We start from the raw sequence: 26,929 nt of genomic DNA on the forward strand, positions 1-26,929 counted from the left end.
CTCTAACACGAACACACCCCCACGCCAGCCCCCAGAAGGTGAACAACCGGCGGACGGGCTGGGAAAAGGCCTGGTGGGAGGTGAACAATAGGTAAAAAGTGGAAAAGAGTTTCATTCCCGGCGGGGGAGGAGAATAATGCCAGGTTGTGAGTATCACTATCCTTCTGATTCTGATTATCGCCGTGGCACTGTTCTTCGACTTCACGAACGGTTTTCACGACACGGCGAACGCGATGGCCACATCCATCGCGACGGGGGCGCTCAAGCCGAAAACGGCGGTGGCGCTCGCGGGCGTCCTTAATTTAATAGGTGCGTTCCTGTCGGTGGCGGTGGCGAAGACGGTGGCGAGTGGCATCGTGAAGTTGGACGGGTTCGACCTGTCCAACACCATCGAATCCGAGAAGCTCCTGCTCGTGGTCTTCGCCGGGCTGACCGGCGCCATCATGTGGAACCTGTTCACGTGGCTATACGGGATTCCATCATCGTCCTCGCATGCGCTGTTCGGCGGACTGATCGGTGCTGCGATCGCGGCGATTGGCTGGGGAGGCGTCGTCTGGGAAGGCGTCCTGGACAAAATCATCCTGCCCGCCGTGTTCGCGCCGTTCGTCGCGGGGATCATTGCGGCCGTCGCGACGTGGCTGGTGTACCGACTCACCGCCAACGCCGAACACGAACACCGCGACACCTACTTCCGCTGGGGGCAGGTCGGCACCGCGTCGCTCGTCGCGCTCGCACACGGCACGTCCGACGCCCAAAAAACCATGGGCGTCATCTTCCTCGCCATGGTCGCCGCCGGGCAATTCGACGCCGACCACACCATGCCCTTCTGGATCCAAGCAGCGTGCGCCCTGGCTATCGCCATCGGCACCTACTCGGGCGGGTTCCGCGTCATCCGCACGCTGGGCAAAGGGCTCGTCGAAATCCACCCGCCACAGGGCCTCGCCGCCGAAACATCCTCCGCAGCAATCATCCTGACCTCCTCCCACCTCGGCATGGCACTATCGACGACCCACGTCGCCACCGGCTCCATCATGGGCTCCGGGCTCACGGGCCCAAAGGGTGAGGTGCGCTGGGGAGTCGCCGGAAGGATGGCGCTCGCCTGGATCACCACACTGCCGATCGCGGCAGCCATCTCCTTCGTCACGTGGTGGGTGGCGAAGTGGGCGTCGACAATTGGAGGCGACCTCGTTTGGGGCGGCATCCTCCTCACCGTCATCCTGGCAATCGGCGGCGGCTACATGTTCTACCGCGCGCAACTGCAGCCCGTACACCGCGACAACGTCAACGACGACTGGGACCCAATCGACGGCCCCGAAGGCCCCCAAACCGGACCGACCGGGCCCGCGCACATCGTCGACACCACCCACGGACTCAACCACCACCTGGGCAAATAGGAGACACCAATGCTGAAATCACTACTCATGGTCCTCGGCGTAGGCATGCTCCTCGGCGCCGGGCTGCCCACCCTGTTTTCGTTGAGCATCCACTTCCTGTCCCCAGCCGAAGACGGCACGGCGGCGAGCGGGGTGCGGCGGGTTGTTGGCTGGGCGTTCCTGGCGATTGTGCTGGTCGCCGTGGTAGCCGCCATTTTGCTGATCGCGCGCGAGCGGATCGAATACTTCACCGGGTGGGACCCGTACCCGTTCTTGTAGGTTTCGGGGGTTGTTTTCGCTGGTTTTCGCTCCGGTGTTTTCGTTGAGTTTCGCTCCGGTCGAGGTGTTAAAGGAGTGCGACGCTGGTCGCCGAAAATCGACCCAGGCCGGTGCGAATGAGCGACCTGCATCGCACGCTTCTAAGCGCACGCTTTGAATGGGTTGGGGGAGCTTCTGCGGTTCAGCCGTAGAGCCTAATTGCACGAGAATCGGGAAAGCGGCTGTGTAAGCTTTGGAATAGCGCTTTATCGAAGCGCTCCCTTTTCTAGCGGTGCGAGTCTCCACCGCTGGTGCGGTGGATCCAGGCTTGCCCTGGCTAGTTGGGGCCACCCTTCCGTGGGAAAGGGGGTGAGACGAGATGCCTAAACCTGGTGTCGGCGATGAGCCGGAAAAGGGAAAGGCCCGGAAAGCAATCGGAGAGATTACGATCCGGACCTTTGTGGCGTTAGTGGCCAAACTGCTCGCGGAACTTGTCCGCGAGCTGACCGGTTGGCCAACTAACTAGTCTCACGAAGCCCTTCACTTTGCTTGCCGGCGGGTGAGGGGCTTCGCCTTTACGCTGACATGGAGGCGTTGGGTGGCTTCATGTCAGATCCCACTATAGACGAGTTGTTGCCCTTGGGTTCAAGCCTGGGGAAATGAGTGTGCTGGCCACCGGGACTCGTTCCAGAAATACCTGCGACACGCCAATAGTGGGTGTTGACAAACTAATTTTGTGGCCCTAGAGTTACCTCAACGTGAACAGAAGGTTAACAACCTTCACACTTTGAAAGGAGGGACCCACATGATGCAGTTGATCAACCAAATCCGCACGTGGTTCCGCGACGAGAACAACGGCGTTGCCACCGGCTTCGACGTACTACCGCTCGCAGTCCTTCCACGGGCATAATTGCAAATGGGTTTGAGCCCGCACCCCTAGCTTTCGTGGCAGGGGGTGCGGGTTTTTGCGTTGGTGAGGGGTTGGACGCACCAGATTCCAGGATTTCGGGAGGGCGCCTGGGCAAAAGACCAGGTCGCAGGTTGGGCGGGAAGGAATGTGGTGTCCCTCCAACCGAGTGAGTGCCAAAGGACGCAACCCCTTTTTCGCGACCTGGGCTTTTGCCGGATCTGGCAGATGGAATTGCGTCCTTTGGCACTGCTGCGAGGAGGCGCGCACCAAATTCCAGGGTTTAGGAGGGCGCCTTGATAAAAGCCCAGTTCGCCGCAACGCCAAGAGGGAATCTGGTGTCGAGCTGGAGGAAGTGCGCACCAGATTCCGGGATTTCGGGAAGGCGCCTGGGCAAAAGACCAGGTCGCAGGTTGGGCGGGAAGGAATGTGGTGTCCCTCCAACCGAGTGAGTGCCAAAGGACGCAACCCCTTTTTCGCGACCTGGGCTTTTGCCGGATCTGGCAGATGGAATTGCGTCCTTTGGCATTGCTGCGAGGAGGTGCGCACCAGATTCCGGGATTTGGGGAAAGCGCCGGGGCAAAAGCCCAGGTCGCGTGGTCTGCGGGAGGGAATCTGGTGTCGAGCTGGAGGATGCGCGCACCAAATTCCAGGATTTTGGGAAAGCGCCGGGGTAAAAGCCCAGGTCGCCGCAACGTCCAAAGGGAATGTGATGCACAGGCCACGCACAGGCAACTCACAGGCGCGCCAAAAGCAAAGAAAAGGCCCCCACGCTAGGAGCGAAGGGGCCCAAACGTCACAGCAAGCAACCCAAAACTAGTGGGCGACGGTGTGGCCGGCCTCGCGTTCGTTGGAGGAGCTGGTCATGGAGGCGAGGACTTCGCTGATGTGGAGGTCGCCGATGGGGGCTTGCTCGGGGTCGTCGAAGAGTTGGTCGCCGAGGATGTTGTAGACGTAGTCGAGGTCCTTGTCGCCGCGGCCGGACAGGTTGACCAGCAGGTTGAGCTCGTGGCCGTCGGCGTCGGCGACTTCGGCGAGCTTCAGGGCGTACGCCAGGGCGTGGGAGGACTCGAGGGCGGGGATGATGCCCTCGTAGCGGGAGAGCAGGCGGAAGGCCTGGAGGGCGTCTTCGTCGGTGACGGCGACGTATTGGGCGCGGCCGATCTCGCGGAGGTAGGCGTGCTCGGGGCCGACGCCCGGGTAGTCCAGGCCCGCGGAGACGGAGAAGGACTCAGGGAGGACTTCGCCGTCCTGACCTGTGACGATGTAGGAGCGGGAGCCGTGCAGGATGCCCAGCTTGCCGTGGTTGAGCGGCGCGCCGTGGCGGTCGGTGTCCAGGCCCTCGCCGGCGGGTTCGACGCCGATGAGTTTGACGTCGGCGTTGCCGGGCTCGTCCTTCAGGTATTCGGCGAAGGCGCCGATGGCGTTGGAGCCGCCGCCGACGGCGGCGATGACGGCGTCGGGAAGTCGGCCGGTGTCCTCGAGCATCTGCTGGCGGGACTCGCGGGAGATGACGGCCTGGAACTCCTTGACCAGGGTGGGGAAGGGGTGGGGGCCGCAGGCGGAGCCGAGGACGTAGTGGGTGGAGTCGATGTGCTCGACCCAGTCCTGCAGGGCGATGTCGATGGCGTTGGACATGGAGCCGCCGGCGTCGTTAGTTACGGGGACGACGGTCGCACCCATCAGGCGCATGCGGCGCACGTTCGGCTGCTGGCGGGCGACGTCCTGCGCGCCCATGTAAATCGTGCACTCCATACCCATCAGCGCTGCGACCATGGCAGTGGCGGTGCCGTGCTGGCCGGCGCCGGTCTCCGCGATGAGACGGTTCTTGCCCAGCCGCTTCGCGATCAGCGCCTGCGCCAGCACCTGGTTGCCCTTGTGGGCGCCGCCGTGCGCGAGGTCCTCACGCTTCAGGAAAATTTTCGACGACCCAACCCTCGGCAGGTTGGCACATTCATAGACCGGGGTCGGCCGGCCGAGGAACTTCGCTTGGAGGCGCGAGAGCTCGTCGAGAAACTCCTTATCCTCGCGTGCTTCCACGAAGGCGCGCTCCAGCTGATCGAGCACCGGGTAGAGCGGCTCGGGCACGTACTGCCCGCCGAACTCTCCGAAATATGCAGGTAGAAGCGTGTCGCGCTCAATCTTTTCCACATCGGTCATGGTGAATTTCCTCCGCGTTTGTGAACCTTTGTTGTGCGACACTCTACCTCCAAAACAGGTAGTGTGGGGGCTTTCTGAACCCGAACGAAGGAGCAATCATGAAACGCACACTGACAGTCTTGGCCGCGGCGGCACTGCTCGCTGGCTGCTCGAACGGCGGCACTGAGGCGCCAGCAACGAAGACCGTGACGGAGGCTCCGGAGACCACGGTGGCGACGACGACCACGGCTGCGGCGTCGGAAAGCGCGGGCGAGGCCACCAACGACGCCGCGTACGAGGCAATCGAGGCCGCGCGCCCATTCGGCACCGTCATTGCCATCGACCGCGAGGACAACACCAACGCCTTCAAGGTAAAGGTCGCGGCAGAGGACAAGATCGTCGAGCTGCATGTCGACGGCAACCACGTGATGGAGCAGGAGTCCGAGCAGGACGCTGAGGACGTCGCGAAGGCGGGCCAGGCCACCGTCGCGATCGAGGACGCCATCAAGGATGCGCTGAACCAGCACGACGGCATCCTCGACTCCGCCGAACTCGACGAAGACAACGGCGTACTGCAGTGGGAAGTCAGCATCGATAACCCGGACGGCACCGACCTGGCAGAAGTGAACGTGCCGGCGAAGTAAAAATAACCGCTACCGGGGGTCAAACCCGGGCGGGTGCAGCAACGCACCCGCCCGGGTTTTTGCGTTGGTGGGGGAGGGGTGGCGTCGATAATTAGTTGGATTTTGTAGCTACAGCAACATGCAGCGCGTAATGTGTGCCGCGTCACTAATTGGAGTTGAAGGGAGTGAACATGGGCATCGTTGCGTTGATAGTGTTCATCGCGATCACGGTTGTGTTCAATGTTTTGCTAAAACGCAATATTGCAGAAGCGCTGCTGATCGGCCTGGTCGGCGTGGCGCTCGTCGGCGGAACGAGGGCGCCAGAGCTGCTGTGGCTGGGAATTAAAAAGGCCGTCTCCTCGGAGGTCACGTTCGCTGGTATGGCGTTCGTGTTCATGGGGATCATTGTGCAGTCGACGGGCTTGATTGACAGGCTGATTACCATCCTGAACTCGATCTTCGGGCGGCTGCGCGGCGGGGCGGGCTACGTGTCCACCCTGGCCTCGGCAATGATGGGGCTCATCGCGGGCTCGACCGCTGGCAACTCCGCCACGGTCGGATCCGTGACCATCCCGTGGATGAAGCAGACCGGCTTCTCCTCCAACAGGGCAGCGACGCTGGTCGCCGGTAACTCCGGCCTGGGCGTGGCGCTGCCGCCGAACTCCACCATGTTCATCATTCTGGCGATGCCGGCGGCTGCGGCGTCGTCGGCAAGCCAGGTGTACGTGGCGCTGGCCTGCGCCGGCGCGTACGCGGTGCTGTACCGCCTGGCAGTCGTGTTCTTCTGGACCAAGAAAGACCGCATCCCCAAGACTCCCAAGGACCAGATCGTGCCGTTCGGGCAGGCGTGGGCGCAGGGGTGGCGCTCGCCGTCGATCTTCCTCGGCATCATCATCCCGGTGCTGCTCACCATCGGCCCGCTGGCCAACTGGTTCAAGAACTCCACCGGCGTCGGCGAGGACGGCATCAAGGCCATCTCCATCATCGTGTGGGTGCCGGTGCTGATCACACTCATCGCCCTCATCGAGGGCGCAGGTCGCATCCGTCGCAACAACGCCCAGTTCAGGGCGCAGATCGTCCGGGACCTGCCGAGCTTCGCCACCGTCGGCATCTCGCTGTTCGCAGCGCTCGCGGCCGCGTCCATCATGGAGGAACTCGGCGTGGGCGACCAGCTCTCCAACACGCTTGGGGCAATGGACCTGCCGAAGTGGGTCATGATCCTCGTCGTCGGCGTGCTCGCCGTCGTCGTGGCAACCCCACTGTCTTCCACTGCGACGGCAGCCGCCATCGGTGCCCCGGCAGTCGCGGCGCTCACCGCGGTGGGCATCGACCCGACGGTGGCGATCGTCGTCACCCTGCTGTGCACCTCGACGGAGGGGGCGTCGCCACCCGTGGGCGCGCCGATCTACCTCTCGGCCGCGATGGCGGAAGCCAACCCGACCAAGATGTTCATCCCGCTCATCATCTACTTCGTCCTGCCGATGATCCTGCTGGCGTGGCTCGTCGGCATGGGACTGGTCCCCGTCTACGTACCAGGAGTGTAAAACCATGAACCCAATCTTCAAACTCTTCTACATCCTGTTCTACCTCTTCCTCGCCGCGTTCCTCCTCGGCGGGCTCGCACTCGTCGGCGTGCAGGCAGTCGGCCTTGTCACCGGCAGCGGCGACACCATCACTGGCGCCAAAGCGGCGCTCGCGCCATGGGTTTTCGGCGCAGCTACACTTTGTGCAGTATCCGCATTCGTGCTCGGCTACCGCCCAGAAGCGCTCCGAGCACAACGCGAACAACGCAAACGCGACAAAGAAGTGCAGTTCCACGAGCACCGCGACCACGACCGCGACCGCGACGAAAACAGCGCAGAATAATAGAGGACACGCATGAACACCACGCCACACGCCATCCGGGCCAAGCTCCGCAAAGACATGCCAACCCGGGCCGCCTACTCCTCTGACGCATCACTCTTCCGACGCGTCCCGGCGGCAGTACTCGAACCCAGCAGCGCACAAGACGTGCTCGACGGCATCGCCTACGCACGCGAACGCGGCTGGTCCATCGTGGGGCGTGGTGGCGGATCCTCCGTGGCGGGCAACGCCATCGGCGACGGCCTGGTCATCGACACCTCCCGCTACTTCAACCGCATCCTCGACATCGACCCGGATGCCAAAACGGCCACCGTGGAACCCGGCGTCATCTGCGACCAACTCCGCGACGCCGCCGCACCCCACGGCCTCACCTACGGCCCCGACCCCTCCACCCACTCCCGCTGCACCATCGGCGGCATGGTGGCCAACAACGCCTGCGGCTCCCACTCCGTCGCCTACGGCACCTCCGCCGACAACCTCGTCGACATCACGCTTGCGCTCGCCAACGGCAGGGAAGTCACCTTCAGCGCCGACGGCTGCGACGACCCCACGCTTCACGACGCCCTCTCCGCCCTCTACACCCGAAACCAGGAACTGATCCAGCAGGAACTCGGACGCTTCCCCCGCCAAGTCTCCGGGTACGGACTGCACTACCTGGGCACCGACATGGCCAAAGCCATCGCAGGGTCCGAAGGCACCCTCGGGGTGATTACGCGGATGACCGTGAGGCTCGTCGATAAGCCGAAGCACACCGCGCTCGCCGTGCTCTCCTTCGCGGACGTCTTCGCCGCCGCCGACGCCGCCCCCAAACTGCGCCAACCCGGTGTGGCCACCATCGAAGGCATGGGCGGCGACCTCCTCGACGCGCTGCGCAGCAAAAACGGGCAAGAACACGCCGGCGAGAATCTCCCCGGCCAACCCCACGCCGGCGGCTGGCTCTACTGCGAAACCGAAGGCGACACCCTCGAAGCAGCCGTCGCCGCCGCCGAAGCGCTCACCACCACCGTCGAACACACCGGGGCCGTCGTGGTCAGCGACCACGCCGAAGCCCGCGCACTCTGGCGCATCCGCGAAGCCTCCGCAGGCACCGTCACCCGCCTCCCCGACGGCGGCGAAGCCTGGCCCAACTGGGAAGACTCCGCCGTACCACCCGAAAACCTGGCCAGCTACCTGCGCGGACTCTACGACCTCATGGACACCTACGGCTACCGCGGCATCCCATTTGGCCACTTCGGCGAAGGCTGCGTCCACGTCCGCATCAGTTTTGACTTCCACTCAACAGAGGGCATCACCAACTTCAACAACTTCATGAACGACGCCGCAAAACTCGTCACCAAGCACGGCGGATCCCTTTCCGGCGAACACGGCGACGGCCGCGCACGCTCATCCCTGCTGCACACCATGTACAGCCCCGAAATGCGCGCCATCTTCGAAGAATTCAAACTGCTCTTCGACCCGCAACGCATCATGAACCCCGGCGTCCTCGTCTGGGCCGACGCCGTCACCGACGGCCTGCGCATGGAACCCGCCCAACGCACCCACGAAATCACACCCGTCCAACTCTTCCCACGCGACAACGGCAGCTTCACCGACGCCGTCAACCGCTGCGTCGGCGTCTCCGCCTGCCGCTCCATGGACGGCTCCATGTGCCCCTCCTTCCAAATCACCCACGACGAAATCCACTCCACCCGCGGCCGCGCCCGCATCCTCTCCGAACTCTTCCGCGGCGAAACCGTCACAGGTGACGACGCCACCACTGCCCTCGACCTGTGCCTCTCCTGCAAAGCGTGCGCCTCCGAATGCCCCGTCAACGTGGACATGGCCACCTACAAAGCAGAGTTCCTCAACGACCACTACGCCGGACGCGTCCGCCCACGCGTCCACTACCTCATGGGCTGGCTGCCAATCCTCAGCCACATCGCCCACAAACTCCCGCTCGTACCACGCATCACGAACTGGGCCCTCCACGCCCCCGGCGTCTCGACGGCCGTCGCGAAACTCGGCGGCGTGGACACCGGGCGGCCGCTCATCAGCTTCGCGCCGGAGTCGCTGCAGAAGTGGGCGCGGAAGCGTTCGGGGGCTGCTGGTTCGGGTGCTTCGCGTGAGCGGATTGTGCTGTGGCCAGACAGCTTCAACAACAAACTCAACACCGGCCCGGCGCGAGCGGCCGTCGAAACGTTGGAGATGCTCGGTTACGAGGTCATCATCCCCGACGGCTTCGTGTGCTGCGGCCTGACCTGGCACTCCACCGGCCAACTCGCGATGACGCGGCGCGTGCTCGAACACTCCGCGCACGTGCTCAAGCCGTACCTGGACCAAGGGCTGCAAGTTGTCGCGCTGGAGCCGTCGTGTACCGTCATGCTGCAACACGACGCCACCACCCAAACCGCCGACCCCGCCGTACGCGAACTCGCCGAAGCCACCCACACCTTCGCCGAAATCGTCGCCCCGAAGATCCAGGAGCTCGTCGCCGACGGCAAGGTGCGCAAGCACAGCGGCAGCATCCTCACCCAGGTCCACTGCCACGAGAAGTCACTCGGCGACCCGCAACAGTCCTCGCTGATCCTGGCGGCGCTCGGCTACGACGAAGAACAAATCCAGACCGGGTGCTGCGGCCTCGCCGGCAACTGGGGCTTCGAAGACGGCCACGCCGAAATGTCGCTGGAGCTGGGCGAACGCGAGCTGTTCCCGCGCGTGAGGGAACACGACGGGCCCGTCGTCGCCGACGGCTTCTCCTGCCGCACCCAAGTCGAGCAGGGCACCGGCACCCAGGCGCAGCACGTCGCCGAAATCGTGCGCGATGTGCTTCGTGAGGAGCTCGCGTAACCGATTTCAAGTACCGTGTGGGCATGAACCACACCATCGAACACCAGCTACAGCACAGGACGATCCGCGAATTTGAGCGAAGGGGCGTCGATAAGGAGGTGCTGGACCAGCTCTTCGAGGTCGCGATGCGCACAGCGAGCTCGCGCGGCCTGCAACAAGCCAGCATCATCCACGTTACCGACCGCGATCTTCAACGGCGGTTGGCCGAGATCGGGCAGCAGGAATACGTCGGGCGCGCGCCCGTCTACCTGCTGTTCATCGTGGACACCGCGCGCAACGCCGCACTCTTGGAGGACCCCTCAGCCGCCGGGCACACCCGCCCCTTCGTCGAAGGATTTACCGACGCCTGCCTCATGGCCCAAAACGTCGTCAACGCTGCGGAGTCGCTCGGGATGGGCGCCAACTACCTCGGCAACATCCACAACGACCTCCAAGCCGTCGTTGACCTGCTGGAACTGCCACGCTTTACCTTCCCGGTCGTCGGGCTGACCCTGGGCTGGCCCGCCCAAGAACCGCAGCTCAAACCGCGCATCCCGGCGCGACTGCGCGTCATGGAAAACACCTACCAGGCCCCCGCGAGCTGGTCCGAGGCGCTGGGGGAGTACGACCAGGAGATGACCACCTACTACGACCTCCGCGACAAAAACCGCAGGTCCGACAACTTCTTCCGCCAAGTCCGCGCAGGGTTGCCGACGCACGCCGTGCCGCAGGACGGGTCCCTCGACGTGGCGAGGCGACAGGGGTTCGAGATCTAGTTTTTTGGGAGCGAGTGCCAATAGACGCAATTCCTGTTGGGGGAGGGGGTAAAAGCCCAGGTCGTGAAAAGGGGGTTGCGTCCTTTGGCACTGGGGTGAGGGGGAGCGCACCAAATTCCCCCTCGTGGAGTTGGCGAACTGGGGAAACGCCGAGGGGGTCTGGCGGACGCTTTATGTCAAGTGGTTGTGAACATGGTTGGGTGTTAGATCGTGATGGGTTGTGGGGGCGGGGCGGTTTGGGTAGTGGTGCGGATGATGCTGACTTCTGCCGGAATGCCTGTGCCAGCTGCGGTGTTCGGAAGTTGAGTGATGATGCCTTCGCGTAGCGCGTTTCGCATCCCCTCCTCGCGTTGGTGTTGCAGTTTGTCCCAGGTGCCGTCGAGGATTGCTTGTGGTGGGTAGTAGTTGATTCCACTGTGGGGAGTGGCGTTATAGACCGGCACCCATTCGTTGAGCCAGTTTTTGGCGTGGCCGAGTGTGGCAAACGTTTTCGGGTAGTAGGTCCTGCCTTTCATGGTGTGGAATACCGACTCGGTATGCGGATTGTCGTTGCTGGTGTGAGGCCGGTTAAATGAGCGGGCCACACCGTGTTTGGCGAAGAGTTTGCCGAGGCGTTTGCTTGTCATCGCACTGCCGTTATCAGAGTGCACGGTTTTCACGTGGGGAAAACGAGTCAGGATGTCGTCAAACATTGCTGCTGCTACGTGGCTGTTTTCGCGTTCTGCTACGACGCAGCCAACGATTGCGCGGGAGTACAGGTCAATGACCGTGTGGCATGCAAAGTTTTGTCCGACGTATTGTCCAGGCAAGAAGGTAATGTCCCAGCACAGTACCTGGCCAGGTGCTGTGGCGCGTACATGTGGCGGGGAGGCGTTTCGTTTGCGTTGAGCTTGCTTGGCTTTGGTGTTGTGTCGTTGGTAGAGCAATCGTCCATGTTTTTTGGCAACTCGGTAGAAACTGCGCAGGCTTGCCAGGTAAATCCCGTTGTTTAACGCGGCGTAAAATACCTGGTCCACCCCGGAATGTGGATTGGCGTCTAACAATTCCAAGATGCGCTCGACAGTGGTATCGGACAGTCGGTTGATCCGTCGTTTGTCGTAGGCAATTGGATCGGCAACACGTGGGCGTGGCTTCGTTTGATAGAACACGCGGCTGCGTGAGACTCCGATGATGCGCATTGCGTGAGTTTTCGAATAGCCACAGTCAACTAACTGGTCAATCAGTGTTTCTTCTGCGTGTTGTCCTTGGTCGTAGAGGCGTTGTTGGTCTTGAGTGAGGACTCTTCCGCCACGTTTGAGTCCACGCCATGTTGCCCTGGCATGGTCGCTAAAGCTTTTCCCAACACATCAGTGGCTAATTCAGCCCGCTCTGCTCTTTCTGTTGCCTTATCCAGGGCACGCTGCATAGCTTCCTCCCGACGCTTCGCATCGAGTTCGAGCTTGCGCTTTTGCTGCATCAACGCGGAGACTTCCTTGCGTAACTGCTGGATTTCAACGCACTCATCCATCGTCAACGTTCCAATCCTCCTTGGTGTAGTACGCGTGGTGAGATCACCATCGGCAACCATTGCTGTCCAGCGTCGCACGGTGTGGTCAGCAAGTCCATGTTCAATCAACCACGCTTCTTTCTGGCCATACGGCACCAGCTGATATTCAATGACCATCTCACGGATGTAGTCAGGTGAATACCTTCCCCGATATGCTTCATCAACGCTGCGTTTGGCTCGTTGAATACCATCTAAACCATCAGTGGTGGACTTTGATAACTGTAATGCGCGGGCCCAGCGCTTGATATCGCAAGACTGGATTGCCTGTCGGGTGCACCATGGGCCTTTCGTGCCGTACGGCAACCGGTTATAAATCGTGATCATTTGTCGCTGCTGTGCTGGATGAAACCACCTGCCAGAGCCAGTAGTGCGGTACGGGGAGAACACGACTGCTACTGCTTGAAGTGAGGCCAACGTGTCTTCATCGAGTACTTGCCCCGCTGCCAGCACACGCGGTGGCATTGCTAGGATCTCTTTGACTTCCTCGCGTGATGTTTTAGTCTTGCCCCCGTGGGTCCTTACCGGGGTTGCAACGGTCGGTGGTGACGTCAACGCTGACGGCACCAACTCAGGCAACTGTGGGTCGGTCATGAACAAAACCTCCTATGGATTGACGTTCACAACCATCCTGACACTAAGGGGGAAAACGGGAATGTGGTGTCCCATCGGGAGGGAGTGAGTGAGGCTAGAGGCCTGTTTGTGCGCTGAGGATCTCGTCGCGCAAGCGCTCGAAGGACTCGCACCCCTCCAAGAAGCTCACATTGGTGAGTGCCTCGACCCAACGGGACCGGTCCGTCGTGAAGCGGGAATCATGCTTTCGCTTTCGGCGCCCGCGGGTGGCGAAGTGGGCGTCGTGAAGCTGTTTTAGCCGATCCTTCGCCGCGATATTCGGGATAGTTTTCCTGGCTGGCAGATCCTTCGCAGGAATGTTGATCCCCAGCTGTGCCTGATACTGCGGACTGTGCAGTGCGTGGAGCACCCACGCCTCAGTCATTTTCACCGGCACAACGGGAACAACCGCGAACTCCGGGCTGACCTCTTCGGACGCCTGGTGGACTTCAAGCGCACGGCGCTCATAGCCGTCATTGTCTGCATCCCGATGAACAAAAACAATGTCAGGCGTTTGACCCTGATCCACGATGAGCTGAAGGACATCAGCCGTGCGCTTCGACCCCGCGAAAGGCTGAGCAACAATTTGGGAGTCAGCCCCGAATCCGAGATCGATGAGGAGCGCCTTGAGCGGGCTCATCAAGCCATCGTCGCTGGTGCCCTCGCGAACGAGCAAACAGTACAGTGGACTACTCATCGATCCCCCTCATCGTCTGCCACAAAGAGCTCACGGAAGCTGAGCTCCGGGAACGACTCGCGAAGAAGCTCCTCAACGTTCGCAGCCGAAGCCTTCACCTTCGACTTCCTCCAGCTCCCCTCCGCCACCACCGGGGTGAGGACCAGCGAGCCATTCATCGGATCCTTCGACCCCAGCAGTAGCTCATCGAAATTATCCTTGTGTAGCGCCAAAAATGCCGGTGAATGGGTATTCACGATGACCTGCCGAAGCGGATTCCCCGACCCGATTGCTTCCTCAGGGTCCACGCTTAGATCGTGCAACAGCCAATACATCGCCTGGATCTTTAACGGGTGAATGCCGTTCTCGGGCTCTTCGAAGCAGATCAGGCGGCTCCCACCTGAGTCAAGCAAGATCGTCCCCAGAACTAGAAACCGCAGCGTCCCGTCAGAAAGTGAACGGGCAGACACCACACCGCCATTACCGACCTGCGCCTGCAGCGTAAACACCTGACGCGCCTCATCAAAGTCGACCGTGACGCTGCGCACATCGACAAGATCTCCGACGACGCCAGCAAGCTCCGCAAGCACATCATGATCCGGCGACTGCCCGACAAGACGATCCAGCGTCTTCGGCAGGTTCCCGCCCTTCGCACTAATAAAGTCGGGAGCCAACGCCTCGCTCGGCGCGCGCATGGCGCTCGGCTCAAGGGAAAGGTACATCCACGCATCCAGCTCCCGGCGCGCCGCCATAATCACCGGATACTGGTCCTGCTGCCCATACACCGACAGCGCAGTACGAGCAGGCGCATCGCCGCTCAACGACACCAACGATGGCCTGCCCTGGCTTCCATGCCGCACATGGATTTGTCGTTCCTGCTCACTCGTCTCAATAAACGCTTTTCGACGTCCGCCCATGATCGCAGACTCAACAAAACTTTTCTTAGCCCAACCCAGCTTCTCTCGAGCATCCGTCTTCGTGAGCGGTTTCAGCTCCTCACGGGTAACAACAATGCTGGAAACGTTCCTATTGTTGCCAACAGTAACGTCCCGCAGCTCAAGGTCAACCTCATACCGGAGATATGTCTGATCAGCAGCAATCGACTTGCCGAAGGAATCCTCAAATTCCTTCTCCGTAATCATCTCTGCAGCAAACGACATCCGGCCGCTCGGCGCGAAAATATCACGGACATCGCCCCCATTACCCCGGATCTTAATGGCCGCCTCATTCAACGTCTGCGACCCAGTGAGCGCTAGGAACTGGAGGGCGTCGAAAAGATTAGATTTACCAATCGCATTCGCGCCGGCAACACACGTGTAAGGACCGAGGTCGATAGCTAGGTTGCGCAGGTTCTTAAACCCATCAACTTCAAAGCGGGTAAGCATATCGAAATACTAACCCACGCCTACCGAGTCAAAGACGCGATGGAACCAAAGCGCGCGACGCAGCGTCAAACTCTTGAAGAACCTGAACCATCAGGTTCCCCGCACTGGCGCCGAAGCTGCCGTTCTAGGAGTTCTTTGGAGGTGCCAGTGCCAAAGGACGCAATTCCTGTTGGGGGAGGGGGTAAAAGCCCAGGTCGTGAAGAGGGGGTTGCGTCCTTTGGCACTGAGGTGAGGGGAGTGCACCAGATTCCCAGAGCCAGAGTTGACGACCTGGGGAAACGCCGAAGGCTTTTTCTGAAATCAAGGAATGCGGTGCGCGGGGGCGGTGGGGCGTGGAGGTGAGAACAAAAGCCCAGTTCGGCTGCGAACCGGAAAAGAATTAGGCGCGCAGTTCGGGGAGTGGGGGTGAACTTTCGGGCGAAAAGCACCCGAGAACTATACAAAGTGTGGGCCAGGCCACTAACGTGCCAGATATGACACAAAGCACATTCACTGCCCAGAGTGGGTCGGGCAATAGCTCCAGTGAAGCCATGATTGACCTAGCGGGCGTACAGAAGCACTTCGGCGACTACCACGCGCTTCGAGACATCAACCTTACTGTGCCGAAGGGCCAGGTAGTGGTGGTGCTCGGGCCGTCGGGGTCGGGGAAGTCGACGCTGTGCCGCACGATCAACAGGCTCGAAACGATTGACGAAGGCACCATCACCATCGACGGGGTCCCGCTGCCGGAGGAGGGCAAGGCCCTTGCGAAGTTGCGGGCGGACGTCGGGATGGTGTTCCAATCCTTCAACTTGTTCCCGCACCTGACCATCAAGGACAACGTGACGCTTGGTCCGTTGAAGGTGCGGAAGCAGGGGAAGGGGGACGTCGAGAAGCGGGCGATTGAGCTGCTGGACCGCGTGGGCATCGCGAATCAGGCGGACAAGTACCCGGCGCAACTGTCGGGTGGGCAGCAGCAGCGCGTCGCGATTGCGCGGGCGCTCGCCATGTCACCCAAAGTCATGCTTTTCGACGAGCCCACCTCCGCCCTCGACCCCGAAATGGTCAATGAAGTGCTTGATGTCATGGCCAACCTCGCCAACGAGGGGATGACGATGCTCGTGGTCACACACGAAATGGGCTTCGCCCGGCGCGTCGCCGACCGCATCATCTTCATGGCAGACGGCGCGATCATCGAAGACGCCACACCCGAAGAGTTCTTCACCAACCCGAAGACCGACAGGGCGAAAGACTTCCTGGCCAAAATCCTGGCCCACTAACCGAAAGGACAACACCATGAACATCCGTTACGCCGCACTCACCGCCGCGCTCTCCGCTGCTGCCGCAACCCTCGTCGCCTGTGGCGGCGGTGCCGGCGAAGGCACCGACCTCCTCAGCCAGATCGAATCCGGCCAGGTCACCCTGGGCACCAAGTACGACCAGCCTGGCCTCGGCCTGCGTAACCCGGACGGCTCCATGTCCGGCCTCGACGTCGACGTAGCGACCTACGTGGTCAACCACATCGCGAAGGCGAACGGCTGGGCAGAACCGACCATCACCTGGCGCGAAAGCCCATCCGCACAGCGCGAAACCCTCATCCAGAACGGCGAGGTCGGCGCCATCGCGGCGACCTACTCCATCAACAAGGGCCGCTCCGAATCCGTCAACTTCGGCGGACCATACCTGGTCACGCACCAGGCGCTCCTCGTCAGCAACGACAACACCGACATCAAGGGCCTCGAGGACCTCGACGGCAAGATCCTCTGCTCCGTCACCGGCTCCACCCCAGCCCAGAAGGTCAAGGACGCCCTGCCAGGCGTGCAGCTCCAGGAGTACGACACCTACTCCTCCTGCGTTGAAGCACTCCGCCAGGGCAACATCGACGCCATGACCACCGACGCCACCATCCTGCTCGGCTACTCCGCCCAAACCCCAGGCGACTTCAAGGTCGTCGAAATGACCAAGGACGGCAAGCCATTCACCGACGAGTACTACGGCATCGGCCTGGCAAAGGGCGACACCGCAGGCACCGACGCCATCAACAACGCGCTCAAGGAGCTGCAAACGTCCGGGGAGTTCGACGCCCTCGTCGATAAGAACCTTGGCGGCGACGACGCAGTCGACGCCGGCACCCCTGGCGACCTCTCCTTCATCGAACAGTAAGACCCCCTAAGGCAGGAACATCATGTCCACACTCTGGTCCGACCTGGGCCCGCAGCTCTGGGCAGCCTTCTGGCTGACCATCAAGCTCACCATCTACTCCGCAATCGGCTCCATGATTGTGGGCACGATCCTCACCGCGATGCGAGTCGCACCCATCCCCGTGCTGCGCGCGATGTCCACGTTCTACATCAACGTCGTGCGCAACACACCGCTGACCCTCATCATCATCTTCTGCTCCTTCGGGCTCTACCAAAACCTCGGCATCACCCTCGCCGATAGAGAGTCCGCGACCTTCCTGGTAGACAACAACTTCCGCCTCGCCGTACTCGGGTTCATCATTTACACCTCGGCGTTCGTCGCGGAATCGCTGCGCTCCGGCATCAACACCGTCCACTTCGGGCAAGCCGAAGCCGCCCGATCCCTCGGACTCAGCTTCGGCCAAACATTCAGCAACATCATCTTCCCCCAAGCCGTCCGCGCAGCCATCGTACCGCTCGGCAACACGCTCATCGCGCTGACGAAAAACACCACCATCGCATCCGCAATCGGTGTCGCCGAAGCATCCCTCCTGATGAAATCCACCATCGAAAACCACGCCAACATGCTCTTCCCCATCTTCGGGATCTTCGCACTCGGCTTCATCATCCTCACCCTGCCAACCGGCCTCGCCCTTGGCACCCTCTCCGAACGCATGGCGGTGAAAAAATAATGAGCGTCCGCGCAACAGTACTTTACGACGTCCCCGGCCCCAACGGCCGCCGCACCAACCGCATCCTCACCGGCATCAGCCTCGCCGTCTGCCTCGGCATTGCCGCATGGGTCTTCTGGAAACTGCAGGCCAACGGACAACTCGCCGCCGCGAAATGGACTCCGTTCCTCAACTCCCAAACCTGGACCACCTACATCCTCCCCGGCCTCATGGGCACCCTCAAAGCAGCAGTGGCATCCATCCTGCTCGCGCTGGCCGTCGGCATCCTCCTCGGCCTAGGCAGGCTCTCCCGCAATCGTTTTGTTCGTTGGGTATGTGGCGTCATCGTCGAGATCTTCCGAGCCATCCCAGTGCTCCTCCTCATGATCTTCGCCTACCAACTCTTCGCCATCTACCACCTCGCCCCGCCAAAGCACCTGGCGTTCGCCGCCGTCGTCTTCGGACTCACCATGTACAACGGGTCCGTCATCGCCGAAATCCTCCGCTCCGGCATCAAGAGCCTCCCCAAAGGCCAAACCGAAGCCGCCGAAGCACTCGGCTTGACCTACCCGCAAACCATGCGGACCATCCTGCTGCCCCAAGCCATCGCCGCCATGCTGCCAGCCCTGATCGCCCAAATGATCATCGCGCTCAAGGACTCCGCCCTCGGCTACCAGATCGGCTACGTCGAAGTCGTCCGCTCCGGCATCCAAAGCGCATCCGCCAACCAGAACTTCCTCGCCTCGCTGGCCGTCGTGGCCATCATCATGATCCTCATCAACTGGGGACTCACCGTCCTCGCCCAACGCGTCGAACGCCAACTGCGCGCCGGCCGCGCCCGCCGCAACATCTTCGCCAAGGTGCCCGAACTCGCCGACCAGGGGTTGGACACCAAGGACAACGTCAACGTCGACTGGCACGACCCCGACTACGTGGAGATCCGGAACCCGGACGAATAGTTGCTGAGGACTCCAGTGCCAAAGGACGCAATTCCTGTTGGGGGAGGGGCTAAAAGCCCTGGTCGTAAAGAGGGGGTTGCGTCCTTTGGCACTGAGGTGAGGGGGAGCGCACCAAATTCCCCCTTGTGGAGTTGACGACCTGGGGAAACACCGAGGCGCCCTTTCAAAAAACGGGAATGTGGTGCGCGACTAGGCGAGGAGGGCGTCCACCAGGTCGAGGGCGCCCTCGACGGAAAACTCCTCGGGTCGGTTCGCTTTGTGGGTGGAGTAGGCGTCGATAATCTGGCGCCACCTGCGAGGAATCCCATCCTCCCCGTACACCGCGCCCAGGAACGCGCCGGCGATCGCGGCGTTTGTGTCCGTGTCGCCGCCCATCCCGACAATCGCGACGAGGTCCTCCTCGAAAGACGAACCGTTCGCGACGAAATAACACACAATATTCCAGGCGAACTGCACGTACCCCATGCGATGGCTATAAACATCCACGGGAAGGTACTGCATGAACTCCCTGATTGTCGACGCCTCATCCCGAGCCGCCGCGAGCAGCGCCTCGCGAGGATCCTCACCACTGATCGTGCGGGCGAGCGCCTCACAATACATACCGTTGACGGCCACCGGGTACTCGTTGGGGTGAGTCAGGCGAGCGTCGGTGCGGGCGTGATCGCCGGCGAGCTGCGGGTCGTGCGCGTACGCGATGGCAATCGGGCTGACCCGCATCAACGCACCATTCGACTTGCTAGCTGAGTTCGGCGCAAACGGTGGCCGAAGCGCAGCCGCACACGTATTACCGATATCCGGCGGGAACGACGCCGCCCACCGCACATACGACTCGAACACGTCCTTTTCTTCGTACCCGCCGCAGCGCACCATGCTGCGGGCAAGCGCCAGCGCCAGCTCGGAATCGTCGGTGGCCTGGCCCGGCGCGACATTGAACGGGCCGCCACCAGTGAGTTCGCGAACGCCATCCGGGAACCGGGAGCGAATCTGCGCGGGGGAAGAGAACTCGACGATCGCGCCGAGGTTATCGCCAATAATCTGGCCGTACATGGCGCCGCGGGCCCGCGCGCGTAATGACTGATCCATGATGGGTTCCTTTCTTTGGTGGTTGTTGGGGGCCATCGGGGGTTGCAAGTATCAGGATACGAACGGGACCCGACGCGGCAGGCACGTGAGGCGAAAATATGTTCGAGGTTGGGGTGCCAGTGCCAAAGGACGCAATTCCTGTTGGGAGAGGGGGTAAAGGCCCAGGTCGTGAAAAGGGGGTTGCGTCCTTTGGCACTGAGGCGAGGGGGAGTGCACCAAATTCCCTCTCGTGCCCTAGGTGGCAGGCTGGTTGTGGGCCAAAACCCGAAGGAGGTCCGCACCCATGTCCCCGCACGATATTCCCCCGCTGATCCCCAAGCCACCGGAGAAGGATTGGGCAGATTACAACACCGACCCCGACCCCGGCAGAACTCGTAAACGTCGGCGTGCAAGCCTGCCATCTGCACGCGATGTGCTGGCGTTGCCGACTGTCACCCTTGCACCCGGTGCCACGCTTTCCGATAGTGAGTTGGTCATGCCGGATGCTGTGGCAGTCGTGTTTATCCCCAACACTGAAGATCGCGGGATTGTCACCTATAGCGATACTCAGAAACAGCAGATGGTCAGGATCTATCACCAACTACCGTACGGGACGAAGCAGGTTTGGCTGGCCCGTCACGACATGGACGCATCACGAGTGATTCGGTGGATGAAGCGGTTTGATCTTGGCACGTTTACCCAGCAACAACGCGCCGCAGTCTATACCGGGGCAACTACCCCTGTACCGGTGGTGTTAGACGCTGAAGCAATCATCTCACTTGTCCACCAGTATGTGGCTGCCCCGCATGGGACAAAACAAGCCTTGCTGGATAAACACGGTATCTTGCAGTCAGCGATGCATGGCTGGATCGAGAAAGTCGCAAACGGCACGATTGCCCACTACACGCACACAAGAAAGGCAGAACCCTTGAACACCCCCAAGACCACCAACAACGACATGGTCACCATTACCCGCAAGGAATACAACGCACTACAACGAGAAAACGCCAAGCTGCGCAAAGAAAACAAGCTGTGGAAGGACACCAGTGATGTACTGGGAAAAGCTATAGCGTCTCTGCCAAAGAAGCATGGCGGGGACTCAAACGCGGCGGGAAAATCCTCACAGGCGAACAAACACAACGCTATGAGGCAGGCCTACAACAAGAAAACGAGCTAATCGAAGCACTCGTTGGTATCGGGCACTCAATGAGGAAAGCCTGCAATGTGTTAGGCGTGGCGCGCTCTAGACGGTATTACCAGGACAATCCCCGCCCGAAGAAGCAAGATCCGATCCCGCATCACAAACGCAACATCAAACGCTTAACCGATGCGCAAGTCAACGACATTTTGGCCTTGTTGGATGCCAATCCGTATTCGAGTGTGGATGATGTCTTCTACCACGCATTGAACAATGGGTGCTATATCGCCAGCTTGCGTAGCTTCTACCGGGTCGCCAAAGCACACGGCAAACTCTTATCACAACGCCACGGCACACGCAGAACACGCCCACGGCGTGCACGCGGCAACAACCAGCCCCCACATGTTGAAGCACACCGGCCAGGTCAAGTGCTGTGCTGGGATATCACCTACCTTCCAGGCAAGTACACCAACCAGTACTACGCCTGCCATACCGCAATCGATCTGTATTCCCGTGCTGTTGTTGGCGCAGTCGTTGCCCACCACGAAGATTCCCGCGTGGCACGACATATGTTTGAAGAAATCTTTGCCGCACACCCTGATGTCGACACGGTGCACTCCGATAACGGGGCAGCGATGACCAGTCGCAGCCTTGGCGAACTTTTTGATGCCCACCAGGTCAAACGCTCCTTCAGCAGGCCGTCGATCAGTAACGATAATCCGCATATGGAGTCGTTGTTTCACACCATGAAAGGTATGGCCTACTACCCGAGGGCTTTTGCCAGCATCAAGCACGCGGCGAGCTGGGTTGATGAGTTTACACACTTGTATAACCAACGGCCCCACAGAGGGATTAATGGCTACACACCGCAAAGCGTGCTAGACGGCACGTGGCAACAGATGGAGGCCAACCGGCGAAGTGCCGTCGAGCAAGCACTTGCCGATGGGCTAATTACCGCGATACCGAAAACACCGATTGGGTTGCCTGAGAAAGTCACGATTATCCGCACAACGAGTAAGACGGCGCCGACGCCGCGTGCATTGATGATGCATTGTTAACCATGAATCTGGCCCACAACCACTTGACACAGAGCGGTGGAGTTGACGACCTGGGGAAACGCCGAGGGGGTCTTGCGGAAAACGGGAATGTGGTGTCTGGGCGGGGGACACGCGCACCAAATTCCTGGTTTTTCGGCAGCCGGGTTTGGAAAAGCCCAGGTCGGCGGGGGACAGGGAGGGAATGTGGTGCGCGCGACGGTGGAGCGAGTGCCAGAGGACGCAATTCCTGTTGGGGGAGGGGATAAAAGCCCAGGTCGTGAAAAGGGGGTTGCGTCCTTTGGCACTGGGGTGAGGGGGTGCGCACCAGATTCCCTCACTTGGAGTTGACGACCTGGGGAAACGCTGAGGCGCCCTCTCAAAAAACAGGAATGTGGTGTCTGGGCGGAGGACACGCGCACCAGATTCCTGGGGTTTCGACAGCCAGGTTTGGAAAAGCCCAGGTCGGCGGGGGACAGGGAGGGAATGTGGTGCACGCGGGGCCTCAGCGGGGCCCACCGAGGGGCCTAGTCCTCGGAGAAACCGGCCTGGTTGAGCTCCCAGTAGGCGCCGCGGCGGGCGAGGAGGGAGGCGTGGTCGCCCTGCTCGGCGATGTGGCCGTCCTGCATGACCAGGATGAGGTCGGCGTCGCGGATGGTGGAGAGGCGGTGGGCGATGACGAAGCTGGTGCGGTCGGCTTGGAGGGCGGCCATGGCGTGCTGCACCATCAGCTCGGTGCGGGTGTCCACGCTGGAGGTGGCTTCGTCGAGGATGAGCAGGGACGGCTTCGAGACGAAGGCGCGCGCGATGGTGATCAGTTGGCGCTCGCCGGCAGAGAGGGCGCCGCCGTCCTGGTCGATGACGGTGTGGTAGCCGTCGGGGAGGGTGTGCACGAAGCGGTCGACAAGGGTGGCTTTGGCGGCGGCGATGACGTCCTCGTCGGTGGCGTCGAGGCGGCCGTAGCGGATGTTTTCCAGGATGGTGCCTTCGAAGAGGGTGGCGTCCTGAAGCACCATGCCGACCTGGCTGCGCAAGTCCTGGCGCGACATCGACTGCGTATCGACGCCATCAAGGAGAATCTGGCCCGAGTCGATGTCGTAGAAGCGCATCAACAGGTTCACCAGGGTGGTTTTGCCCGCGCCGGTGGGCCCGACGATGGCGACCTTCTGGCCCGGCTGCACCTCGAGGTTGAGGTCCTGGATGAGGGGAGTGTCGGTGTAGGAGAAGTGGACGTCGATAAATTGGACGTGCCCGGAGGCGCGTGTGGGGGTGGGGTGCGACTCGCGGGGCTCCTCGGGGGCGTCGAGGAACTCGAAGACGCGCTCGGCGGAGGCGACGCCGCTTTGCACCATCTGCGCCATGCCGCCGAGCTCCCCGAGCGGCTGGTTGAACTGGCGCGAATACTGGATGAACGCCGTCGCCGCGCCGAGCGTCAGCGAGCCGTTCGCGACCTTCAGACCGCCGAAAACCGCGATGAGGACATAGGACAGGTAGGAGATGAACTGCATGACCGGCATCATGAGCCCGGAGAGGAACTGCGCCGAGGCGGAGGCGGTGTAGAGGTCGCGGTTGCGGGCGTCGAAAATTTCTTGAGAGGCGTCCTGGCGGCCGAAGAGCGTGATCACCTCATGGCCCGAAAAGGACTCCTCGATGTGCCCGTTGAGCTGGCCCGTTGCGCGCCACTGCTGCTTGAAGTGCCGCTGCGAACGCTTACCGATCACCCCAACCACCAGCGCCGTCAGCGGAATCGAGACGAGGGCAAGCAGGGTGAGCTGCCACGACACCGTAAACATCATCGCCATGATGCCCAACACCATCAACACCGACTGCAACGCCTGCGACAGCGCCTGCTGCAACGTCTGCTGCACATTGTCGACGTCGTTCGTGGTGCGCGACAGGATATCGCCGCGCTGGCCGCGGTCGAAGTAGCTCAGCGGCACCCGGTTCAGCTTCGCCTCCACCTGGGCACGCAGGCGGTAAATCTCGCGCATGACCATGCGATTCAGCAGGAAACCCTGCAGCCACATCAGCAGGCTCGCGCCGACGTAGAGCGCCAGCACCGCCAGGATCAGCTCGCCGAGGCGCGAGAAATCGACGCCCACACCAGGGGCCACATCCATCCCGGACAGCATGTCCGCGAAGGTGTCCTGGCCGCCCGCGCGCAGGCCCTCAATCACCTGCTCCTGGGTCGCGCCGGCCGGCAAGTGGGCGCCGATCGCGCCCGAAAAGATGACGTCCATCGCGTGGCCCATCACGCGCGGGGCGTACACATTCAGCCCGACGGACACGCACACCAGCGCCACCACCAGGGCAAACAACGCCTTGTGCGGGGCCAGCAGACCGACCAGCCGCTTCGCGGACGGCCAGAAGTTCTTCGCGGAGCGCGGGGCGCCGCCGAAGTGGCCGTCCATGGAGCCCTCGAGCTTCTGGATTTCCTCGTCGGTCAACTCGACGTGGTCTTTGGCTTGGTTGTTGGCCATTATTTTGCCTCCACAGTCTGCTGGGACCGGACAATTTCCTGATACGTCGGCGAAGTTTGCAGCAGCTCATCGTGGGTGCCGCGGGCCACGATGCGGCCGGCGTCGAGCACCAGGATCTGGTCCGCGTTCTGGATCGAGCTGACACGCTGCGCCACCACGATCACCGTCGCCTCGGCGACGTGCTCGGCGAGCGCTGCGCGCAGCCGCGCGTCCGTGGTCATGTCGAGGGCGGAGAAAGAGTCGTCGAAGAGGAGGACGCCGCGCCGCTCCACAATCGCGCGCGCGATGCACAGGCGCTGCCGCTGCCCGCCGGACACGTTCGTGCCGCCCTGCGAAATCGGCATCTCCAAATCATCCACGAACGTGGCCTGCGCGATCTCGAGCGCCCGCCACAGCTGCTCATCCGTCGCATCCGGGCTGGCCACACGCAAATTCGACGCCACCGTCCCCGAGAACAAATACGGCTTCTGCGGCACCATCGCCACCGCACCCACCAGCTGACCACGACTTAACGACGCCACATCCCGACCACCAACCAGCACCCGACCGCCCGTCGGCGCGTAGAGGCGCGGAATCAACCCCAACAACGTCGACTTACCCGAACCCGTCGAGCCGATAATCGCGGTCGTTTCGCCAGGGTTGGCTTCGAAGGAGATGCCGTCCAGCACCGGTTCCTCCGCGCCCGGGTACGTGAAGGTCACGTCCTCGAAGGTGACGGTGCTGTCTGTCGGGTCGCTGGCTGCGCTGGCTGTGCTGGCGTGCGGCTCGGTCAGCGACGGCTCGTGCTTCAACACCTCCGTGATACGGGTGGCGCACACCAGGGCGCGCGGGAGCATCATCGCCATGAACGCGCCCATCATCACCGCCGCCAGGATTTGTAGGAGGTACTGCAGGAACGCCGTCAACGACCCAACCTGCACCTCACCCGCATCCACACGGTGGCCGCCGAACCAGAGGACCGCCGCCGTCGCCAGGTTCAGGATCAGCATGATCACCGGGAACATCATCACAAACAAATTGCCGATCCTCAGACTCAACCGCGTGAGGTCGGCGTTGGCGGCGTCGAAACGCTCGGACTCGAACTCCTCCCGCGTAAACGCACGCACCACGCGCACGCCCGCGATCTGCTCGCGCAGCACGCCATTAATACGGTCAATCTTCGACTGCATCGAGCGGAACAACGGTAGGAGGAGACCGATCAGCGCCGCCACGACCACCGCCAACACAACGACAGAAACCGCGACCAGCCAGCTCATCCCCGGATCCTCCCGAACCGCCATGACCACGCCGCCGACCATCATGATCGGCACCGCCACCATAAAGTTCAAGAACATCAAGAACACCTGCTGGACCTGCTGCACGTCATTCGTCCCGCGCGTAATCAGCGTCGCCGAGCCGAAGTGCGACATGTCCTCCGCCGAGAACCGCGACACCCGGCCGAACACTTCCTCGCGGATATCGCGACCCGTGCCCATCGAGGCCCTCGAACCGAACCAGACCGCCGCGCACGCCGCGATCACCTGCACAAACGCCACGGCCAGCATCACGCCGCCGGTACGCCAGATGAAGGGGACGTCACCTTGGGAGACGCCTTCGTCGATAATTTTTGCGTTCAGGCTGGGCAAGTAGAGCGTCGCCGCAGTCGTGATTGCCTGCAGCAACACCACCGCGAGCATCGCGCCGCGGTATGGGCGCGCGTGCCTGCGCAGGAGCCTTAGGAGGTCCATGGGCGGTCCTTTTCAGATTGTGGAAGTGGAAAGTTTGATTGTAGGCGTCATTTTTTGGGGGGACAGGTAGTGATGATGAGTTTCGTCGAGATTTTGTGAACAGAATTGCGTTTTTGCTTGCGCCCCACTTTTCGCTTTCCGACGCCCACTTCGCCCCCACCGCGCCAACCGGGTACCATGGAATGCGGTCAGTCACCATTGCCTGTCACATTGCTTGGCTCTGATGACAGCAACAGCGTGACGACCTCCTTTCGGGTCTGGTGGGGCCCGAACCTAAAGGGCCTGGTGGGGCCCATGGTGGGGCAGCCCGCGCGGTACTACGGTACGGCGCGGGCTGTTTTGGTTGGGGGGGTTGGTTTGCTGACTGCTGACTTTTGACGGCTTCCCCGGTCTGGCAGTCTGGTTGTCTGGTCCGCCCTAGAATTGTTCCCCGGACCTGCAAGTCTCGGGAACTTTCTTCATGGCCATGCGTCGCCACCTGGGGAAACTAGAGTGTTAGTCGACGGGAGTGGGCCTAAAACCCAAAATGGTTCCCGGGCGCAGAACTGAACTTTTTTGTTGGGTCGCGAAGCGGTGGTTCGCGTTGGATATGACACGGAAAAGCCATATACTGGGACAAGTGAAACGGGAAAACGCCCGTACAATACAGGTCACGGGCCCTCACTTTCGTGAGGGCCCGCCCTTTTTGTTGGGGTGGCCGGGTCATGGCCGGATATTCTCGGGAGTATCGATCAGGGTC

At 61.7% G+C, this 26,929-nt stretch carries 22 protein-coding genes; 14 read left to right on the forward strand and 8 right to left on the reverse strand.

The features are described 5' to 3' along the window. Positions 1 to 146: 146 nt before the first annotated feature. The 3 genes from BQ4436_RS02430 to BQ4436_RS12160 all read left to right on the forward strand — a co-directional run bounded on the left by BQ4436_RS02430 (position 147) and on the right by BQ4436_RS12160 (position 2,157). Complete coding sequence (locus BQ4436_RS02430) at positions 147 to 1,394, forward strand: inorganic phosphate transporter (RefSeq protein ID WP_070478690.1); 1,248 nt, start codon at positions 147 to 149, stop codon at positions 1,392 to 1,394. A 9-nt stretch (positions 1,395 to 1,403) separates the two neighbouring features. Then, a complete protein-coding gene (locus BQ4436_RS02435) occupies positions 1,404 to 1,652 on the forward strand; it encodes a hypothetical protein (RefSeq protein ID WP_070975405.1) in 249 nt (82 codons plus the stop codon). Positions 1,653 to 2,010: 358 nt separating this feature from the next. Beyond that, a complete protein-coding gene (locus BQ4436_RS12160; protein ID WP_176754795.1) occupies positions 2,011 to 2,157 on the forward strand; it encodes a hypothetical protein in 147 nt (48 codons plus the stop codon). A 1,197-nt stretch (positions 2,158 to 3,354) separates the two neighbouring features. Here BQ4436_RS12160 and trpB read toward each other — a convergent pair. Further along, positions 3,355 to 4,698, reverse strand: a complete 1,344-nt coding sequence (gene trpB / locus BQ4436_RS02440) for a tryptophan synthase subunit beta (protein ID WP_070975406.1) — start codon at positions 4,696 to 4,698, stop codon at positions 3,355 to 3,357. 98 nt (positions 4,699 to 4,796) lie between these two features. Here trpB and BQ4436_RS02445 point away from each other — a divergent pair, with 98 nt between their 5' ends. The 5 genes from BQ4436_RS02445 to BQ4436_RS02465 all read left to right on the forward strand — a co-directional run bounded on the left by BQ4436_RS02445 (position 4,797) and on the right by BQ4436_RS02465 (position 10,744). Further along, positions 4,797 to 5,321 (forward strand): PepSY domain-containing protein, encoded by a 525-nt coding sequence (locus BQ4436_RS02445; RefSeq protein ID WP_083329402.1) that lies wholly within the window; start codon positions 4,797 to 4,799, stop codon positions 5,319 to 5,321. Between the two features lie 170 nt (positions 5,322 to 5,491). Then, entirely contained in the window at positions 5,492 to 6,844 is a 1,353-nt protein-coding gene (locus BQ4436_RS02450; protein WP_070478682.1) for a TRAP transporter large permease subunit, read from the forward strand. A 4-nt stretch (positions 6,845 to 6,848) separates the two neighbouring features. After that, positions 6,849 to 7,166 (forward strand): hypothetical protein, encoded by a 318-nt coding sequence (locus BQ4436_RS02455; RefSeq protein ID WP_070975408.1) that lies wholly within the window; start codon positions 6,849 to 6,851, stop codon positions 7,164 to 7,166. A gap of 12 nt (positions 7,167 to 7,178) precedes the next feature. Next, positions 7,179 to 9,989: an FAD-binding and (Fe-S)-binding domain-containing protein gene (locus tag BQ4436_RS02460; protein WP_070975409.1), complete on the forward strand. Its 2,811-nt coding sequence runs from the start codon at positions 7,179 to 7,181 to the stop codon at positions 9,987 to 9,989. A gap of 23 nt (positions 9,990 to 10,012) precedes the next feature. Then, positions 10,013 to 10,744 carry a nitroreductase family protein gene (locus BQ4436_RS02465; RefSeq protein ID WP_070975410.1) on the forward strand — a complete coding sequence of 244 codons (732 nt, stop codon included), beginning with the start codon at positions 10,013 to 10,015 and terminating at the stop codon, positions 10,742 to 10,744. Positions 10,745 to 10,947: 203 nt separating this feature from the next. Here the strand turns inward: BQ4436_RS02465 and BQ4436_RS02470 are convergent, their stop codons facing one another. The 4 genes from BQ4436_RS02470 to BQ4436_RS02485 all read right to left on the reverse strand — a co-directional run bounded on the left by BQ4436_RS02470 (position 10,948) and on the right by BQ4436_RS02485 (position 14,960). After that, positions 10,948 to 11,922: an IS3 family transposase gene (locus BQ4436_RS02470; protein ID WP_070975143.1), complete on the reverse strand. Its 975-nt coding sequence runs from the start codon at positions 11,920 to 11,922 to the stop codon at positions 10,948 to 10,950. A gap of 41 nt (positions 11,923 to 11,963) precedes the next feature. Then, positions 11,964 to 12,881 (reverse strand): hypothetical protein, encoded by a 918-nt coding sequence (locus tag BQ4436_RS11880; RefSeq protein WP_143000740.1) that lies wholly within the window; start codon positions 12,879 to 12,881, stop codon positions 11,964 to 11,966. Positions 12,882 to 12,975: 94 nt separating this feature from the next. Further along, positions 12,976 to 13,596, reverse strand: a complete 621-nt coding sequence (locus tag BQ4436_RS02480; RefSeq protein ID WP_070975411.1) for a hypothetical protein — start codon at positions 13,594 to 13,596, stop codon at positions 12,976 to 12,978. Continuing rightward, on the reverse strand, positions 13,593 to 14,960 hold the full coding sequence (locus BQ4436_RS02485) for an AAA family ATPase (RefSeq protein ID WP_070975412.1): 1,368 nt from the start codon (positions 14,958 to 14,960) through the stop codon (positions 13,593 to 13,595). The genes BQ4436_RS02480 and BQ4436_RS02485 overlap by 4 nt, the downstream gene beginning before the upstream one ends. A gap of 530 nt (positions 14,961 to 15,490) precedes the next feature. Here BQ4436_RS02485 and gluA point away from each other — a divergent pair. Genes gluA through BQ4436_RS02505 form a run of 4 tightly spaced genes read left to right on the forward strand, consistent with a single transcriptional unit; the run spans position 15,491 to position 18,749 of the window. Next, entirely contained in the window at positions 15,491 to 16,219 is a 729-nt protein-coding gene (gluA, locus tag BQ4436_RS02490) for a glutamate ABC transporter ATP-binding protein GluA (RefSeq protein ID WP_070361658.1), read from the forward strand. A 16-nt stretch (positions 16,220 to 16,235) separates the two neighbouring features. Continuing rightward, positions 16,236 to 17,102: a glutamate ABC transporter substrate-binding protein gene (locus tag BQ4436_RS02495; RefSeq protein ID WP_070975413.1), complete on the forward strand. Its 867-nt coding sequence runs from the start codon at positions 16,236 to 16,238 to the stop codon at positions 17,100 to 17,102. 22 nt (positions 17,103 to 17,124) lie between these two features. Beyond that, positions 17,125 to 17,811, forward strand: a complete 687-nt coding sequence (gene gluC, locus BQ4436_RS02500; protein ID WP_070975414.1) for a glutamate ABC transporter permease GluC — start codon at positions 17,125 to 17,127, stop codon at positions 17,809 to 17,811. Beyond that, positions 17,811 to 18,749: an amino acid ABC transporter permease gene (locus BQ4436_RS02505; protein ID WP_070975415.1), complete on the forward strand. Its 939-nt coding sequence runs from the start codon at positions 17,811 to 17,813 to the stop codon at positions 18,747 to 18,749. Before gluC ends, BQ4436_RS02505 begins: the two co-directional genes overlap by 1 nt. A 189-nt stretch (positions 18,750 to 18,938) precedes the next feature. Here the strand turns inward: BQ4436_RS02505 and BQ4436_RS02510 are convergent, their stop codons facing one another. Further along, positions 18,939 to 19,832: an ADP-ribosylglycohydrolase family protein gene (locus BQ4436_RS02510; protein WP_083329403.1), complete on the reverse strand. Its 894-nt coding sequence runs from the start codon at positions 19,830 to 19,832 to the stop codon at positions 18,939 to 18,941. A gap of 283 nt (positions 19,833 to 20,115) precedes the next feature. On the opposite strand from BQ4436_RS02510, the gene BQ4436_RS12420 reads away from it, so the two are divergent. Together BQ4436_RS12420 and BQ4436_RS11510 are read left to right on the forward strand one after the other, a co-directional pair. Next, positions 20,116 to 20,988 carry a hypothetical protein gene (locus BQ4436_RS12420; protein WP_255366072.1) on the forward strand — a complete coding sequence of 291 codons (873 nt, stop codon included), beginning with the start codon at positions 20,116 to 20,118 and terminating at the stop codon, positions 20,986 to 20,988. 29 nt (positions 20,989 to 21,017) lie between these two features. Next, a complete protein-coding gene (locus BQ4436_RS11510) occupies positions 21,018 to 22,007 on the forward strand; it encodes a DDE-type integrase/transposase/recombinase (protein ID WP_083329404.1) in 990 nt (329 codons plus the stop codon). 503 nt (positions 22,008 to 22,510) lie between these two features. Here BQ4436_RS11510 and BQ4436_RS02530 read toward each other — a convergent pair. Beyond that, a complete protein-coding gene (locus BQ4436_RS02530) occupies positions 22,511 to 24,463 on the reverse strand; it encodes an ABC transporter ATP-binding protein (RefSeq protein WP_070975419.1) in 1,953 nt (650 codons plus the stop codon). Further along, on the reverse strand, positions 24,463 to 26,190 hold the full coding sequence (locus tag BQ4436_RS02535) for an ABC transporter ATP-binding protein (RefSeq protein WP_070975420.1): 1,728 nt from the start codon (positions 26,188 to 26,190) through the stop codon (positions 24,463 to 24,465). The genes BQ4436_RS02530 and BQ4436_RS02535 overlap by 1 nt, the downstream gene beginning before the upstream one ends. Between the last annotated feature and the right edge of the window lie 739 nt (positions 26,191 to 26,929).

This window comes from Corynebacterium sp. MC3, assembly GCF_900099485.1.
In the GTDB taxonomy this organism is placed as follows: Bacteria; Actinomycetota; Actinomycetes; order Mycobacteriales; family Mycobacteriaceae; genus Corynebacterium; species Corynebacterium pseudogenitalium.

What these genes read in the sequence shown, in the direction of transcription:
- BQ4436_RS02450 (WP_070478682.1), top strand. Translation starts at nt 5,492, where the DNA reads ATGGGCATCGTTGCGTTGATAGTGTTCATCGCGATCACGGTTGTGTTC.
- BQ4436_RS02460 (WP_070975409.1), top strand. Translation starts at nt 7,179, where the DNA reads ATGAACACCACGCCACACGCCATCCGGGCCAAGCTCCGCAAAGACATG.
- BQ4436_RS02445 (WP_083329402.1), top strand. Translation starts at nt 4,797, where the DNA reads ATGAAACGCACACTGACAGTCTTGGCCGCGGCGGCACTGCTCGCTGGC.
- gluC (WP_070975414.1), top strand. Translation starts at nt 17,125, where the DNA reads ATGTCCACACTCTGGTCCGACCTGGGCCCGCAGCTCTGGGCAGCCTTC.
- BQ4436_RS02470 (WP_070975143.1), bottom strand. Translation starts at nt 11,922, where the DNA reads ATGCGCATCATCGGAGTCTCACGCAGCCGCGTGTTCTATCAAACGAAG.
- BQ4436_RS11880 (WP_143000740.1), bottom strand. Translation starts at nt 12,881, where the DNA reads ATGACCGACCCACAGTTGCCTGAGTTGGTGCCGTCAGCGTTGACGTCA.
- BQ4436_RS02485 (WP_070975412.1), bottom strand. Translation starts at nt 14,960, where the DNA reads ATGCTTACCCGCTTTGAAGTTGATGGGTTTAAGAACCTGCGCAACCTA.
- BQ4436_RS02465 (WP_070975410.1), top strand. Translation starts at nt 10,013, where the DNA reads ATGAACCACACCATCGAACACCAGCTACAGCACAGGACGATCCGCGAA.
- BQ4436_RS02480 (WP_070975411.1), bottom strand. Translation starts at nt 13,596, where the DNA reads ATGAGTAGTCCACTGTACTGTTTGCTCGTTCGCGAGGGCACCAGCGAC.
- gluA (WP_070361658.1), top strand. Translation starts at nt 15,491, where the DNA reads ATGATTGACCTAGCGGGCGTACAGAAGCACTTCGGCGACTACCACGCG.
- BQ4436_RS02510 (WP_083329403.1), bottom strand. Translation starts at nt 19,832, where the DNA reads ATGGATCAGTCATTACGCGCGCGGGCCCGCGGCGCCATGTACGGCCAG.
- BQ4436_RS02505 (WP_070975415.1), top strand. Translation starts at nt 17,811, where the DNA reads ATGAGCGTCCGCGCAACAGTACTTTACGACGTCCCCGGCCCCAACGGC.
- BQ4436_RS12160 (WP_176754795.1), top strand. Translation starts at nt 2,011, where the DNA reads ATGCCTAAACCTGGTGTCGGCGATGAGCCGGAAAAGGGAAAGGCCCGG.
- BQ4436_RS02535 (WP_070975420.1), bottom strand. Translation starts at nt 26,190, where the DNA reads ATGGACCTCCTAAGGCTCCTGCGCAGGCACGCGCGCCCATACCGCGGC.
- BQ4436_RS02495 (WP_070975413.1), top strand. Translation starts at nt 16,236, where the DNA reads ATGAACATCCGTTACGCCGCACTCACCGCCGCGCTCTCCGCTGCTGCC.
- BQ4436_RS12420 (WP_255366072.1), top strand. Translation starts at nt 20,116, where the DNA reads ATGTCCCCGCACGATATTCCCCCGCTGATCCCCAAGCCACCGGAGAAG.
- BQ4436_RS02435 (WP_070975405.1), top strand. Translation starts at nt 1,404, where the DNA reads ATGCTGAAATCACTACTCATGGTCCTCGGCGTAGGCATGCTCCTCGGC.
- trpB (WP_070975406.1), bottom strand. Translation starts at nt 4,698, where the DNA reads ATGACCGATGTGGAAAAGATTGAGCGCGACACGCTTCTACCTGCATAT.
- BQ4436_RS11510 (WP_083329404.1), top strand. Translation starts at nt 21,018, where the DNA reads ATGAGGAAAGCCTGCAATGTGTTAGGCGTGGCGCGCTCTAGACGGTAT.
- BQ4436_RS02455 (WP_070975408.1), top strand. Translation starts at nt 6,849, where the DNA reads ATGAACCCAATCTTCAAACTCTTCTACATCCTGTTCTACCTCTTCCTC.
- BQ4436_RS02530 (WP_070975419.1), bottom strand. Translation starts at nt 24,463, where the DNA reads ATGGCCAACAACCAAGCCAAAGACCACGTCGAGTTGACCGACGAGGAA.